The organism is Microbacterium sp. sgz311019 (assembly GCF_056135325.1).
The window spans coordinates 72,022-86,312 of the sequence record NZ_JBWAXO010000011.1; the positions used below are offsets into that span (position 1 = coordinate 72,022).

At 69.7% G+C, this 14,291-nt stretch carries 17 protein-coding genes; 13 read left to right on the plus strand and 4 right to left on the minus strand.

The annotated features are described in order from the left end of the window. Positions 1–53: 53 nt before the first annotated feature. Entirely contained in the window at positions 54–539 is a 486-nt protein-coding gene (locus tag AC0NZN_RS16410) for a MarR family winged helix-turn-helix transcriptional regulator (RefSeq protein ID WP_474593393.1), read from the minus strand. A 41-nt stretch (positions 540–580) separates the two neighbouring features. On the opposite strand from AC0NZN_RS16410, the gene AC0NZN_RS16415 reads away from it, so the two are divergent. From AC0NZN_RS16415 to AC0NZN_RS16425, 3 genes are all read left to right on the plus strand, one after another. After that, entirely contained in the window at positions 581–1,015 is a 435-nt protein-coding gene (locus AC0NZN_RS16415) for a nuclear transport factor 2 family protein (RefSeq protein WP_474593394.1), read from the plus strand. 158 nt (positions 1,016–1,173) lie between these two features. Next, on the plus strand, positions 1,174–1,650 hold the full coding sequence (locus AC0NZN_RS16420; RefSeq protein ID WP_474593395.1) for a hypothetical protein: 477 nt from the start codon (positions 1,174–1,176) through the stop codon (positions 1,648–1,650). Between the two features lie 58 nt (positions 1,651–1,708). Next, complete coding sequence (locus tag AC0NZN_RS16425; protein ID WP_474593396.1) at positions 1,709–1,960, plus strand: hypothetical protein; 252 nt, start codon at positions 1,709–1,711, stop codon at positions 1,958–1,960. Between the two features lie 70 nt (positions 1,961–2,030). On the opposite strand, the gene AC0NZN_RS16430 is transcribed toward AC0NZN_RS16425, so the two are convergent. Continuing rightward, complete coding sequence (locus AC0NZN_RS16430; RefSeq protein ID WP_474593397.1) at positions 2,031–2,747, minus strand: GNAT family N-acetyltransferase; 717 nt, start codon at positions 2,745–2,747, stop codon at positions 2,031–2,033. A gap of 82 nt (positions 2,748–2,829) precedes the next feature. Between AC0NZN_RS16430 and AC0NZN_RS16435 the strand changes: the two genes are divergently transcribed. Next, positions 2,830–3,480 carry a nucleotidyltransferase domain-containing protein gene (locus AC0NZN_RS16435; protein WP_474593398.1) on the plus strand — a complete coding sequence of 217 codons (651 nt, stop codon included), beginning with the start codon at positions 2,830–2,832 and terminating at the stop codon, positions 3,478–3,480. Here AC0NZN_RS16435 and AC0NZN_RS16440 read toward each other — a convergent pair. Continuing rightward, the gene (locus AC0NZN_RS16440; protein ID WP_474593399.1) at positions 3,477–4,400 is read right to left on the minus strand and encodes a LysR family transcriptional regulator; all 924 of its coding nucleotides are present in this window, start codon (positions 4,398–4,400) and stop codon (positions 3,477–3,479) included. The genes AC0NZN_RS16435 and AC0NZN_RS16440 overlap by 4 nt on opposite strands. Positions 4,401–4,508: 108 nt before the next feature. On the opposite strand from AC0NZN_RS16440, the gene AC0NZN_RS16445 reads away from it, so the two are divergent. The 9 genes from AC0NZN_RS16445 to AC0NZN_RS16485 all read left to right on the plus strand — a co-directional run bounded on the left by AC0NZN_RS16445 (position 4,509) and on the right by AC0NZN_RS16485 (position 12,753). Beyond that, entirely contained in the window at positions 4,509–5,537 is a 1,029-nt protein-coding gene (locus AC0NZN_RS16445) for an amidohydrolase family protein (protein ID WP_474593400.1), read from the plus strand. Positions 5,538–5,564: 27 nt separating this feature from the next. After that, positions 5,565–6,257: a 4-carboxy-4-hydroxy-2-oxoadipate aldolase/oxaloacetate decarboxylase gene (gene ligK, locus AC0NZN_RS16450; RefSeq protein WP_474593401.1), complete on the plus strand. Its 693-nt coding sequence runs from the start codon at positions 5,565–5,567 to the stop codon at positions 6,255–6,257. A 1-nt stretch (position 6,258) separates the two neighbouring features. Next, positions 6,259–7,209: an amidohydrolase family protein gene (locus tag AC0NZN_RS16455; protein ID WP_474593402.1), complete on the plus strand. Its 951-nt coding sequence runs from the start codon at positions 6,259–6,261 to the stop codon at positions 7,207–7,209. Positions 7,210–7,211: 2 nt separating this feature from the next. Beyond that, positions 7,212–8,561, plus strand: a complete 1,350-nt coding sequence (locus AC0NZN_RS16460; RefSeq protein ID WP_474593403.1) for a protocatechuate 4,5-dioxygenase subunit alpha/beta — start codon at positions 7,212–7,214, stop codon at positions 8,559–8,561. After that, the gene (locus AC0NZN_RS16465) at positions 8,558–9,514 is read left to right on the plus strand and encodes a Gfo/Idh/MocA family oxidoreductase (RefSeq protein ID WP_474593404.1); all 957 of its coding nucleotides are present in this window, start codon (positions 8,558–8,560) and stop codon (positions 9,512–9,514) included. The genes AC0NZN_RS16460 and AC0NZN_RS16465 overlap by 4 nt, the downstream gene beginning before the upstream one ends. A gap of 31 nt (positions 9,515–9,545) precedes the next feature. Then, positions 9,546–10,256 carry a substrate-binding domain-containing protein gene (locus AC0NZN_RS16470; RefSeq protein ID WP_474593405.1) on the plus strand — a complete coding sequence of 237 codons (711 nt, stop codon included), beginning with the start codon at positions 9,546–9,548 and terminating at the stop codon, positions 10,254–10,256. Between the two features lie 178 nt (positions 10,257–10,434). After that, complete coding sequence (locus tag AC0NZN_RS16475; protein ID WP_474593406.1) at positions 10,435–11,652, plus strand: globin domain-containing protein; 1,218 nt, start codon at positions 10,435–10,437, stop codon at positions 11,650–11,652. 12 nt (positions 11,653–11,664) lie between these two features. Further along, the gene (locus tag AC0NZN_RS16480; protein ID WP_474593407.1) at positions 11,665–12,300 is read left to right on the plus strand and encodes a DivIVA domain-containing protein; all 636 of its coding nucleotides are present in this window, start codon (positions 11,665–11,667) and stop codon (positions 12,298–12,300) included. 75 nt (positions 12,301–12,375) lie between these two features. Then, complete coding sequence (locus AC0NZN_RS16485) at positions 12,376–12,753, plus strand: group I truncated hemoglobin (RefSeq protein ID WP_474593408.1); 378 nt, start codon at positions 12,376–12,378, stop codon at positions 12,751–12,753. 27 nt (positions 12,754–12,780) lie between these two features. On the opposite strand, the gene AC0NZN_RS16490 is transcribed toward AC0NZN_RS16485, so the two are convergent. Next, positions 12,781–14,187 carry an outer membrane protein assembly factor BamB family protein gene (locus AC0NZN_RS16490; RefSeq protein WP_474593409.1) on the minus strand — a complete coding sequence of 469 codons (1,407 nt, stop codon included), beginning with the start codon at positions 14,185–14,187 and terminating at the stop codon, positions 12,781–12,783. Positions 14,188–14,291 lie beyond the last annotated feature (104 nt).

Here is a 14,291-nt window from a genome sequence, read left to right on the forward strand (position 1 = left end):
GTGGAAGGAGCCGCGCACTCATCGCTGAGAAGCGACAAGGGCGGACGCGGCTATCACTCGGCCCAGGGGATGCTTCGGTCCGCGATGTGCTGCGACGTCCCGCTGTCATCGAGCAGCAGGGCGAGCGCACGCCGGGTTGCCATGAGGAGCTCGTCGCCCACGACCTCGCGCACGTGCTCGTCGAAGGCGGCACGGGCCGCGCGCGCGGTGCGGATGGCGGTTCTCCCTTCGTCGGTGAGGGCCACGACGCGCGCACGACGGTCATAGGGAGAGATGCGTCGCGAGACCAAGCCGGCGCGTTCCAGCTCGTCGACGTGCTTCGATGCCCCCTGCTGGGTGATGCCGAGATCCGCCGCCAGCGCGGTGATGGTCTGGTCTCCTGTCAGAAGCCGCTGGAAGACATAGCCGTGGGCGCGGGTGACGCGATAGCCGCCCGCGCGCATCGCCTCGAGCACGGCCTGGTCGGCCAGAGAGCCCGCGAGTGACAGCAGGGTGGCGGCATCCAGGTCTTCGGGGGAAATCGGGTTGCTGGCGGACATGGATCTAGATTACACAACTATGGTTGTGTAATACTCATGACATGGATGAAACCGCCGAGCGGGTCGACGTCGAGCACGTCGTGCGTCGCTACTACGAGATCGTCTCGGACCTGTCCTCGAGCGAGGATGACCTCCGCGGAGTGCTGGCGCCGGAGGTGATCATCATCGAGCACCCCAACGCGCTCACGACGGCGGGTGCGGAGCGTGACCTTGCCGAGAGTCTGGAGGGCTTCCGCCGCGGAAAGTCGCTGCTGCGCGAGCAGGCCTTCACGGTGCACGAGGTGATCGCGCAGGGGGAGAGGGCCGCAGCCCGCGTCACCTGGCGCGGTGTGGTGGGCGCGTCGATCGGTCCGTTCCAGGAGGGGCAGGAGCTCGTTGCGCACGTCGCTGCCATGCTCACCGTCCGCGACGGAGTGATCGTCAGGCACGAGACCTTCGACTGCTACGAGCCGTTCACGACGGTCACCCCCGGATGAGCGCGCCCGCCCCGGGCCTGTGATGCGCCGGCCGATCCGAGTCATGTGCGTCGCCCGACCATTTCGAGGAGGCGGGTTCGGGATCGAGTGACGGGTCGCCATCTGTCCCCGGGGACGAATTCATGCCAATGTGAGAGAAACTCACCGGAGGATGGTCGATGACGACGAGCGCCACGCAGGGATCGCCGCATCCCGCCACAACGGAGAGGCCCTGGGGTACCGTCCTGCGAGCCGCCCGCCGGTCGCTGATCACCTGCCTCTTGGCCTCTGCGGTGTACTCGTTCTTGACGACGGGATCGCACGGGGGAACCACCACGCCGACCGAGCCCGACGTTCCCGTGTTCGAGGTGAACCTGACGCTCCGGCCGAGCCCGCTCGTCTTCCTGGCCATTGCGGCTGTCTTCCTCTACGCGATGCACCGGGTCCTCAACCGTGTCGCCGACGAGGCGACGGCCGTTCGAGCGTTCGGACGCGCCTCCCTCGTCGTGGTGCTGATCGCGGCCTGCTCGGCGCTCGTCGCCGACGTCTGGTTCTTCGCCTCGCCCATCGACGGCTGGCCGGAGCCGAATACGTGGCTCGGGCCGTTCCCATTCGGAAGTCTCGACGTGACCACCAAGCTCATCTCGGGCAGATGACCCCTCACACGACGATCGGGGGACGATGATGCCACGTGTCTGGCTGACTGTGGCGTGGGTGTCCGCTGGCGCTCTCACGGCGGCAGGGCTCGTCACCCTCGCCATCGGACTCGCGACGCCGGTCGCGATGGTGACGCCGGTCGCGATGGGGTGGTTCGCCTACCAGCCGCTCGCGAATGCCACGTTCACGCCGCCCAGTCCCGGTGTGATCGTGTCACGCACCACCATCGTCGGTTTCGTCCTGTTGACGATCGGGCTCGTCGCGATCGCGTTCCTCGTCGGGCTGCGCGCGGGCGCGCGACGAACCTGAAGCACCGGAGCGGCCGCCGCCCCTTCGGGCGCGAACGAGGAGTCGATCTTGCCCGCGGCGCGCGCGACGTTCACCGGGTTGGTGTGAGCGCCTTCTCGAACGGGTGCACGAGGAACCCGGGCTCGACCTCGACGACGTCGAGCACCGTGTATCCGCTCGTCGCATACAGGGCCTGCGCCTCGGGCTGGCGGGGTCCCGTGGTCAGGAACACGCGCGAATAGCCGCGTCGCGCGGCCTCGGCCTCGAGCTCGGTCAGGACCTCGCGGCTGAGGCCCCTACGGCGGTGATCACGATGCGTCCAGATGCGCTTGAACTCGGCGGTGTCCTCGTCGTAGCGCATGAACGCCCCACCGGCCGCAACCTCGCCGCCGAGCAGCAGGAGGACGAACGCGCCGTCCGGCGGCAGGAAGCGTTCGGCCGGATACCGGTTGATCTCCTCCTCGGCGCCCTCATCGAGCAGGTCGTGATAGCGCTCGTCGTACTCGCGCTCCAGATCGGCGAGCAGGATCGCCGCACGCTCGTCCGTGGGCGAGACCTGCACGAATGACACCTCTGCCGTGCCGATGCTCTGGGGCATCCCCCATCCTTCCTGTTCGTCGACCAGCCCGAACGCCGGCTGGCCGCGCATGTACGACGCGCCTCGTAGCGCGGACGCGTCACGAAACGCGTCGGCGAGCTCGGCCTCCGTGCGCCGGCGCTTGACGGCGTTCTTGCCATGGCCGTCGACGCGTGACACGCACTGCGTGGTGAAAGCGTCGGCGGCGGCGATCAATTCCCGGTAGGTCATCGGAATCTCCCGTCGCTGCGGCCGCGAAGACCGAAGCGGTGGACTCCGAGAGGGGATGCAGGTCCCCGAGTAGCCTCGGTCCATGGCCTCGCAGACCCCCGACCCCGACGCGACCTGGATGGTCCCGGCGCCACAGCGCGTCGCCGAACTGCTGGGTGGGACGACCGGGCGCTGGTGGCTGTCGGGTGGCGCGGCGCTCGACCACTGGCTCGGACGCACGATCCGCGAGCGGCCGAACACGGATGTGAGCACCACCTCTGCCGACGTCGGGGTGCTGCTCGACAGCCTGCCCCGTCGGTACAGCACGTGGGCGACGGTCGACGACGAGGTGGTGCGGTGGGATGCCGCGCCGGAGGACGCCGATCTGCAACCGCTGCGCATCCACGATGACGAGCAGGGTACGTGGATGCTGCAGCTCAACGTCGAGGACGGCACCCCGACGGCGTGGCTGTACCGGCGTGACCCGCGGCTGCAGCTGCCGTGGGATCGGGCCGTGCTGGACATCGGCGGCATCCCGACCGGCGCTCCCGAGGTGCAGCTTGTCTGGAAGGCGCTGCGCCCGCGCCCGCAGGACGACGTCGACAAGGACGCCGTACTTCCCAAGCTCTCACCGGAGGCGCGTGCCTGGTACGAGCGCGCGATCCTCTCGATCCACCCGCACTCGTCGTGGTCGATCCACGTGCGCAGTCCCTTCGCGCCGGCGAAGGCGAGCTGGAACAGACCGAACAGCTAATCCACGTCGTCGGCGTCGGGGGCGTACTCGCCGGACGAGACCGCGTCGACCACGAGCGACCGGAACCACCGCTGCGCCGGCGAGAGGCTGACCTCGCGTCGCGTGTAGAGCGCGACGGGGCTGCTGTCTCCGGGCCACGGCAGCTCGGCGATCTCGAGGCCGGCGAACCAGCCGCAGAACACCTCGGCGACATGCCGGGGGAGGAGCACGACGAGGTCGGTCGTCTCCAGCACGGCCGGAACCGTGGAGTACTCCTCGACCGTGAGCGCGACCTGCCGCATCAGGCCGTGCGCGACGAGCGCCTCGACGGGGAACACATGACCCCCGCGCGCGGAGACCCGCACGAATCGGCGGCCCGCGAACATCCCGGGCCCGGTGGCGGGAAGCGGATGCACACGCGCCGACAGCGCCACGTACTCGACGCTTCGCACCCGCGTGCGCCACAGCCGCGGCGTGCCCATGAGCGACACCGTGATCGCGAGGTCGATGACCCCGCGCACGAGCTGGTCCTCCACCTGGTCGGCATCCAATCGCTCCACCTTCAGGTGGATCTGCGACGACTCGCGGGCGAGCGCGGCCATGATCGGTGGAAGGAAAGTCTGCTCGCCGATCGAGGTGAGTCCGAGCGCGAGCTCGCCGCGGAAGGTCGCGGGATCGAACGCGTCGGGGTCGCTGACGACCGTGTCGATCTGGGTGAGCGCCTCGTGCAGCGGGCCGAACAGCTGGGTCGCGCGGGCGGTCGGCACCATCGCGTGCCCCTCCCGGCGGAACAGATCATCGCCGAAGCGCTGGCGCAGTCGCCCGAGCGTGTAGCTGACGGTCGGCTGGGTCACGTGCAGGCGCTCCGCGGTGGCCGTGAGACTGCGCAGCTCGTACAGCACGACGAACGTGCGCAACTGGTTCAGGTCGGCGAGTGTCAATCGATCACCTCTATACATGGTGCGCCGTATATCTATTGGACTATAGCTCCGCGCCGTCCTACGGTCGTCATGACAGAGCCCCAGAGACGAAGACGACCAGGACTCCCGATGATCATCGACATCCACGGCCACTACACGACCGCCCCGCCGCAGCTCGGCGCGTGGCGCGACCTGCAGGTCGCGTTCGCGGAGGGACCAGGGGATGCGCCGAACCCGTCCGCGCTGCGCATCAGCGACGACGACATCCGCGAGACGATCGAGGCGAACCAGCTGAAGCTCATGGACGAGCGCGGCAGCGACCTCACGGTCTTCAGCCCCCGCGCATCCTTCATGGCGCACCACATCGGCGACCTCTCGGTCAGCGAGACCTGGGCCCGCATCTGCAACGATCTGTGCGCGCGGGTCAGCGAGCTGTATCCCGACCGGTTCCTGATGGGCGCGATGCTGCCGCAGTCGCCGGGCGCGGCCCCCGCGACCAGCGTGCCGGAGCTTCGCCGCGCGGTCGAGGAGCTCGGTGCCGTCACGGTGAACCTCAACCCCGACCCCTCCGGCGGCAAGTGGACCGCCCCGCCGCTCACCGACCGGTCGTGGTATCCGATCTACGAGGCCCTCGTCGAGTACGAGGTGCCGGCCATGGTGCACGTCAGCACGTCCTGCAACCCGGCGTTCCACACCACCGGCGCGCATTACCTCAACGCCGACACGACCGCGGTCATGCAGCTGATCCAGGGCGACCTGTTCCGCGACTTCCCCGATCTCACGCTCGTCATCCCGCACGGCGGCGGCGCGGTGCCTTACCACTGGGGACGATTCCGCGGACTGGCGATGGCGCTCGGCAAGCCCGAGCTCGAGCAGCACCTGCTCGGCAACGTGTTCTTCGACACATGCGTCTACCACCAGCCGGGCATCGACCTCCTGACGACGGTCGTCCCAGTGGAGAACATCCTGTTCGCGAGCGAGATGATCGGCGCCGTGCGCGACATCGACCCGCGCACCGGCCACCACTTCGACGACACCAGGCGCTACATCGACGCCACGCCGAATCTGACGGATGCCGAGCGCGCCCAGGTGTACGAGACCAACGCCCGGCGCGTGTACCCGCGCGTCGACCGGGCCCTGACCGCTCGCGGACTCTGAATCATCGGCCCGGAGGAGAAGACCGGAATGCGCCTGAACAACCTCGGCATCGTCCGCACGAACATCGAGCGCCCCGATCCGGCCGACGTCGCCCGGCTCTCGCAGTTCGGGGTCGCCACGATCCACGAGGCGATGGGCCGCGTGGGGCTTCTGCGCCCCTACATCCGTCCCGCCTACACCGGGGCGAAGCTGTGCGGCCCGGCCGTCACTGTGCTGCTGCAGCCGGGCGACAACTGGATGTTCCACGTCGCCGCCGAGCAGGTGCAGGAAGGCGACGTGCTCGTCGCCGGGTGCACGACCGAGAGCGAGGACGGCTTCTTCGGCGAGCTGCTCGCGACCTCGCTGACGGCTCGGGGATGCCGCGGCCTCGTGATCGACGGCGGTGTCCGCGATGTCGCCGACCTGGAGAAGATGGACTTCCCGGTCTTCTCGCGGGCGATCAACGCCAAGGGCACCGTGAAGGCGACCCTCGGCTCCGTGAACATCCCCGTGGTCGTCGCGAACGCGCTGGTGAACCCGGGCGATGTCGTCGTCGCGGATGTCGACGGAGTCGTCGTCGTGCCGCGGGAGCTCGTGGGGGCGGTGGCAGACGCATCCCAGCAGCGCGAGGACAACGAGGAGTCGAAGCGCCAGAAGTTCCGCGAGGGCGTCCTGGGGCTCGATCTCTACGGCATGCGTGAGCCGCTGGCTCGGGCGGGCCTCGAGTATGTGGAGGACTGAGATGACACACGGCGAGACCACCGGCGACTTCGTGAAATCCCCCGGCTGGCTGGACTGGTACGACGGACCCCGCACCCCGACGTTCAAGCTGCCCGCGGGTGCGGTCGACGCGCACTGCCACGTCTTCGGACCGGGCGCGCAGTTCCCGTACGCGCCGGAGCGCAAGTACACGCCCTGCGACGCGTCGGCCGAGCAGCTCTTCGCCCTGCGCGATCACCTCGGCTTCGACCGCAACGTCATCGTGCAGGCCACGTGCCACGGCGCCGACAACCGCGCGCTCGTCGACGCCCTGCGCCGCAGCGACGGCCGCGCTCGCGGTGTCGCGACCGTGCGTCGCGACGTCACAGCGGAGCAGCTCGCCGAGCTGCACGCGGCGGGCGTGCGCGGCGTGCGCTTCAACTTCGTGAAACGCCTCGTCGATCGCGTGCCGACCGACTCGCTCGACGAGATCGTCGCGAAGATCGCGCCGCTCGGCTGGCACGTGGTGATCTACTTCGAGGCCGAGGACCTGCCCGAGCTGTACGACTTCTTCTCGGCGATCCCGACCGACGTCGTGGTGGACCACATGGGCCGGCCCGACGTGACCAAGGACCCGGACGGGCCCGAGTTCGCGCTGTTCCTGCAGTTCCTGCGCGACAACCCGAACGTGTGGACCAAGGTGTCGTGCCCCGAGCGGCTCAGCGTCACCGGTCCGCGCGCACTCGACGGCGAACAGCACGCGTACACCGACGTGGTGCCGTTCGCCCGACGCGTGGTCGAGGAGTTCCCCGACCGCGTGCTGTGGGGCACCGACTGGCCCCACCCCAACCTCAAGGACCACATGCCCGACGACGGGCTGCTGGTCGACTACATCCCGCAGATCGCGACGACCCCCGAGCTGCAGCGCAGCCTGCTCGTCGACAATCCGCGTCGCCTCTACTGGGCGGACTCACCACACACCGCAGGAGCATGACGATGGCACTCGACAAGCCGTACACGGACATCCCCGGCACGACGATCTTCGACGCCGAGCAGGCCCGCAAGGGCTACCACCTCAACCAGTTCTGCATGTCGCTGATGAAGCCGGAGAACCGGGAGCGCTATCTCGCGGACCGCGAGGCGTACCTCGACGAGTGGCCGCTGAACCCGGTGCAGCGCCAGGCCGTTCTCGACCTGGACCTGAACACGTGCATCCAGGAGGGCGGGAACATCTACTTCCTGGCCAAGATCGGCGCCACGCACGGGTTGAGCTTCCAGCAGATGGCCGGCTCCATGACCGGCATGTCCGAGGCCGCCTACCGCGACATGATGGTCGGCGGCGGTCGGCGCCCCGAAGGCAATCGCCTGAAGGACCTCGACGGCTGGGCGCCTCCGTCGACGGAGAAGGCCGAGGTCATGCGGCCGGATGCTCCGGCCCGCTTCACCTCCGCGCTGTTCACGTCGCACGTGCCGGCGATCGGTGCGGCGATGGACCTCGGCAAGACCGAGGAGCCGTACTGGAAGAAGGTGTTCTCGGGCTACGAGTGGACGCGGAAGTGGGCGAAGGAGAACACGCCGGATGTCATCATCCTCGTCTACAACGACCACGCCACCGCCTTCGACTCCAACATCATCCCGACCTTCGTCCTGGGCACCGGCGCGCACTACCCGGTCGCCGACGAGGGCTACGGGCCCCGTCCGGTGCCCGACGTCAAGGGCTACCCGGAGCTCGCCGCCCACATCGCCCAGTCGGTGATCCAGGATGACTTCGACCTCACCCTCGTGAACGAGATGGTCGTCGACCACGGTCTGACCGTGCCCCTGTCGCTGGTCTTCGGCGATGTCGAGGAGTGGCCGTGCAAGGTCATCCCGCTGCCCGTCAACGTGGTGCAGTACCCGGTGCCGTCGGGACGCCGCTGCTACGAGCTGGGCAGGGCCATCCGCCGCGCCCTCGACAAGTGGGACGGCGAGCCGCTGAACGTGCAGATCTGGGGTACAGGCGGCATGAGCCACCAGCTGCAGGGTCCGCGGGCAGGCCTCATCAACGAGGAGTGGGACAACGCGTTCCTCGACCACCTCATCGCCGACCCGCTGGGCCTGACCGAGTGGCCGCACATGGAGTACGTCGACGAGGCCGGGTCCGAGGGGATCGAGCTCGTCGACTGGCTCATCGCGCGCGGCGCGATGGACGACCAGTTCGGCGGCGAGAGCCCCGAGACGCACCACCGCTTCTACCACGTGCCCGCCTCGAACACCGCGGTCGGCCACCTGGTGCTGACCAACCCCACAGCACCCCGGCCGGAGCAGTCGGAGAGCATCGGCGAGCAGAAGGAGGTCAGCGCATGAGCGGTGACAAGGTCCGCGTCGCGGTCGTCGGCGCCGCCGGCGCCTTCGGCATGAAGCACCTCGACGGACTCGCGAACATCCCGGATGCGGAGGTGACCGTCGTCAGCGGCACCCGCCCCGAGCCGACGCGGGCCGTCGCCGAGAGGTACGGCGTGGCGAACATCGCGATCGGTCTCGACGCGGTGCTCGACAGCGACGACGTGGATGCCGTCATCCTCGCGACACCCACGCAGCAGCACGCCCTGCAGACCCAGGCCGTGCTCGAGGCCGGCAAGCACGTGCAGGTCGAGATCCCGCTGGCCGATTCGCTGGACGGCGCCCTCCAGACCCTCGCGGTCGCCGAGGCGACCGACCGCGTCGCGATGGTCGGCCATACGAGACGCTTCAACCCCTCGCACCAGTTCGTGCACAATCGGATCGCCGCGGGCGAGTTCGCGGTGCAGCAGATGGACGTGCAGACGTACTTCTTCCGCCGCACGAACACGAACGCGAAGGGCGAGCCGCGCACGTGGACCGACCACCTGCTGTGGCATCACGCCGCCCATACGGTCGACCTCTTCGCCTACCAGGCCGGCCGCATCGTGCAGGCCAACGCCATCCGGGGCCCGATCCATCCGGAGCTCGGCATCGCGATGGACATGTCGATCCAGCTCAAGAGCGAGACCGGGGCGATCTGCACGCTGTCGCTGTCGTTCAACAACAACGGCCCGTTCGGCACGTTCTTCCGCTACATCGGCGACACCGAGACCTACATCGCCCGCTACGACGACCTCGTCAACGGCCGGGACGAGCCGATCGACGTCTCGAACGTCGCGGTGAGCATGAACGGGATCGAGCTGCAGGATCGGGAGTTCGTGGCCGCCATCCGTGAGGGCCGCGAGCCGAACTCGTCGATCCGCCAGGTCATCGACTGCTATCGGGTGCTCGGCGCCCTCGAGGAGCAGCTGGCGTGACGCTGCCCCTTCCGCGCGGGGGAGTCGTCGCGTGAGGGCGATCTCATCGATGGCGACGCGGCACGTGCTCGTCGCGCTGTTGTCGGCGGCCGTGGACGCGGGCTTTCCGCCGGTCGAGATCGAATCGGTCGGGGGAGTGGATGCCGCCTCCCGCGTCGCAGCCGGAGAGCCGTTCGACCTCGTCTTCCTCGCGGACGACGCACTGCGCCGGCTGGCTGCGGAGGGGCACGTGGATGCGGCATCCCTCACTCCGCTCCTGGTCTCGCAGGTCGCCGTGGCCGTCCCCGCTCGAGACTCGGTCGGCTCGCCACCGGCGGGCACGGCGTTTCCCGATGCGCAGGGTGTGCGGCACGCGCTCGGGGATGCCGGCCGCATCGGCTACTCGACCGGACCGAGCGGCACGGCCCTCGTGCGCATGATCGACGAGTGGGGCATGACCGACGGCCTCGACGGCCGGCTCGTGCAAGCCAGGCCTGGCGTCCCCGTCGCGCAGCTGCTCGCTGACGGCGAGATCGACCTCGGCTTCCAGCAGCTGAGCGAGCTCGTCGGGCAGCCGGGCATCCGCATCCTCGGTGTCCTCCCCCCGGACTGCGCGATCGACACGGTGTTCTCCGGGGCGGTGGCGGTGACGTCGGTTGACCCGGCCACGGCGCGGCGCATCCTGGACTTCCTCGCCTCGGAGGCGACCGCCGGCATCCGCGTCCGCCACGCCTTCGGCACTCCGGGCCGTCTCCAGGGCTGAGCCTCTGCTACGAGCAGGTCAGGCCGCCTTGCGCTGAGCGCCGAGTGATGCCACCGTGGCCATAGACAGTCGCTGCTTCGTGAGAAGTCGGTGAGAGATGGCGGCCCGGCGCCGTCTCGGTTTGTGGCATCGCCGCAGCGCGGGTTAGCGTCGGCCGGGATCGGCGAATGCCGATGGATTGGACACGACACAGGTGGATGCAGACGCGCTCAAGCGCAGCTGGGCTCAGGTTGCGGCACACGGGGATGCGGTCCCCGGGTATTTCTACGCCCACCTGTTCCTGGCGCACCCCGAGGTCCGCGACATGTTCCCGGTCGCGATGGCTGCCCAGCGCGATCGGCTGGTGACGGCGCTCGGGCGGATGGTGAGCAACGTCGACAACGTCGGAGACGTCGTCGGCTACATCCAGGATCTCGGCCGCGATCACCGCAAGTTCGGCACGATCGCCGGGCACTACCCGGCCGTCGGCGCGTCCCTGCTGGTGACGCTCAAGCACTTCCTCGGCGATGACTGGACCCCGGAGCTGGCCGCCGACTGGGCCGAGGCGTACGGGCTCATCGCGACGACGATGATCACGGCGGCGGAGGAGGCCGAGGACCAGCCCGCGACGTGGAGCGCCCAGGTGATCGCGACCGAGCGGCGCGGAATGGATGTCGGCACCTTCACGGTCCAGCCCGACGACGACTATCGCTACCTCCCGGGACAGTCGATCTCGGTCGAGGTCCCGCACCGCCCACGACAGTGGCGCTACCTCTCGCCCACCCACGCGCCCCGCGCGGACGGCACCATCACGTTCCATGTGCAGCTCGTGCCGGGCGGCCAGGTCAGTGGCGCCATCCTCCGCGACCTCAAGGCGGGCGACCGCGTGAGGTTCGGCCCGCCCATCGGCGAGCTCCTGACCCTCGCGCACGACCAGGAATGGCCCGACCTGCTCCTCGTCGCCGGAGGCACCGGCCTCGCGCCGCTCCTGGCGATCGTCGACCAGGTGGCCGAGCGGCACCGCACGACCGGCCGCGGACCGCGCGTCGCCCTGTACTTGGGGGCGCGGCATCCGTGGGGCTTCTACGCGAAGCCGGAGCTCGCGCAGTACGCCGATGCCCCCTGGCTCACGACCCGGTCGGCGGTGTCGGACGACCCGTCGTATCCCGGACCGCGCGGCCTCATCGGCGACATCGCCGCCGCCGACGGCCCGTGGGACGGATACGTCGTCATGGTCTGCGGCTCGCCCCGCATGGTCGACCACGCGACTGCGGCCCTCGTGGCCGCGGGGATGGATGCCGAGCGCATCCGCAGCGAGAAGTACGAAGACCCTTTCACTCAACAGAGCATCCACGCGGGCAGCCAGGCAGGCCCCCACGAAGTCATCCAGCCGGGCGTCGGGCTGGGCATCCAATAGAGGCGGTAGGACATGTCAGGGACTCAATCCGTTTCCATCTCCCCGGAACAGCTGCGCAATGTGGCGTTCTCGACCGAGCACGAGGGCTATGACCGCAACGAGGTGCGCGCGCTGCTCTCCGCCGCCGCGGACGCGCTCGAGCTCGCGTGGCGCGAGAAGAACGATCTCACCGCGGGTCTGACCGCGGACGACACTGAGATCTCGAGCCGCGCCGTCCTCCTCCTCAGCAGCGCTCAGCGCATCGCCGACGATGCGGTCGCCGAGGCCGAGGCGTACTCGAAGGACCTCATCGAGACTGCGCGCAAGCAGTACCGCGAGATCGTCGAGCGTGCCCAGCAGGCCGCGCACAACATCGAGAAGGAAGCCGGCGCACCGCGCGCCGCATCCGCCCCCTCCGTCGAGGTACCGCAGAGCCGGCCCGCCGCATCGCCGGTGCCGTCGGCCGCGCCGCAGGGCGCAGGATGGTCGGCGGATCGGTCGCCCGCTGCCGCCTTCGCCACCGACGATCTCGCGGCCGCGGGACCGGCGAGCCCCGAGGACGTCGTGCGCGCCCGCCAGTTCACGCGGATGGCGGCGGCGCAGGCCCACTCGCTCCTCGAGTCGATCGAGCGTGAGCTCGGGCGCCTCGGTGTGAACCCGCCCGAGTGATCCTCGCGGGCGGCGCCACGGCCCGACTCGTGGCACGCTTGTGTCGCACTCTCCCCCCAATGATCGGAGTAACGATTGACTGACGCGACGACGCTCTACCAGCAGCTCGGCGAAGGAGCCGGCATCGCCACCGTGGTGGACCGGCTGTACGAGCTCATCATCGGCGACGAGACGCTCGCGCCGTACTTCGCCACGACCCGACTCGTCGAGCAGAAGCGCCACATGGCGCTCTTCCTCGCCGCGGCGACCGGCGGCCCGAACGGCTACAAGGGTCTGGATCTGGATGCTGCGCACGCCGGCCGCGGCATCACCGACGAGGACTTCGACAATGTCATCGGATACGCCGCGCAGGCGCTGTCCGAGGCAGGCGTCGCTCCGGAGACGATCGAGCAGGTCGCGGGCGCCCTCATGCCGCTGCGCACCCAGGTCGTCACCGCCGGCGCTGACGCGTAAGCCACACACACCAGTGAGACGGGCGTCTCAGCCTCCGAAGGCTGAGACGCCCGTCTTCGTTCCGAGGAACAGCATGCCGTCGGCGTAGGACGGCGTCGCGAAGGTCGGCACCGGATCTGTGCCGACCTTCTGCGTCTGCGCTCCCGACGACGTCGAGAAGGCCGTGAGGCCTCCGCCGGGGTACGACGCCGCCCACACCGTTGCGCCGACGACGATGGGCGCGCCGTTCGCGCCGTTGAGACGCGGGCCGAGTCTGCGCCGCGCGACGTCGACGACCTGGATGCCCCCACCCCGGCACGGCACGAACAGCCGCTGCGTGGCGGGGTCGTAGGCGGGCCCGCCGTCCGGGTCGCTGCCGCATACGTCACGGACGACGGCCGCGCGCGAGAGGTCGGACGTCCGCAGAAGGTAGCCGGCATCCGTCTTCCCGACCGCGAAGACGAGATCGCCCGGCAGCAGCACCGGGTTGCCGGTGGCGAGGTCTTCGTCGCCGCCGGCGTCGGGATCCTTGAAGGCGGCCAGCACGGTCAGGTCGGGGGAGAGTTTCACGACGCTCTCGGTGTGCTCGAACTCGTCCCATCCCGGCGGAAAAGGGTTCGCGTTGCCGGTGGTGACGTAGACGCTCCCGTCCGCACCGATCGCCGGGGCTCCGCCGGACAGCCAGATCGCACCGCCCTCGCCGTCGCGCGCCACCTCGAAGCTCACGAGATCGCCGGCTGCGGTCTCCGACGCTCCGACGAGCCACCCGTGGTAGTGGCCGCAGTCCCCGACGTTGCCGCCGTAGCCGATGTAGACGCGGCCGTTGCCGATGGCGAGGCCAGCCCGTTGCAGGAGGTTCACCGCCTTCTCGCCCGCAGGGAGGGGCGGATCGACGTCCTCGCTCAGGAGCTGCCTGCCGGTGGTGGCATCCAGCCCGACCAGGCGATGGTGCACCGCGCCGCCCGTGCCGAGGATCTCGCCGACCGCGAACACCTCGCCGCGCGCGGCGTCGATCGCGAGCGACGACGTGATGCCGAGCGGGTCGATGTTGCCGCATCCGGTGCGCCCGACGATGTCGGTCATGGGCTTGCCGAGTCGGTACGACCACAGGCGGCGCCCCGTGCGGCTGTCGAGGGCGACCACTTCGTCGGACTCGGTCCCGACGATCACGGTGCCGCCCGTCACGACCGGCTGGCCGTACACCGCAGCGCCGAGATCGGTGCTCCACAGATCTCGGGCTGGATCGGCGACCGCGCCCGCGACAGAGCCGGTGCGTGTCGCGTCGCCGTGATAGCCCGCCCACAGCGCGGGGGATGCCGACCCGCTCGGCGTCCTCGCCGGGCCGGGCGGATCAGGCGTCGGTGCCGGGGTCGAACCGCCGCTCGCGCTGCACGCGGCGAGCGCGAGCACGGCCGCGCACAGCGCCGCGGCACGCAGCATCCGTCGTCCTCGCATGCATCCAGTGTCCGCTCCCGGGGCTCCGCGCGGCCGGCTCCGTGCGAGGAACCGCGTCGACACGCAGGGTTCATCCGGAAGTTGACCTCGGTTAACCATCTGGG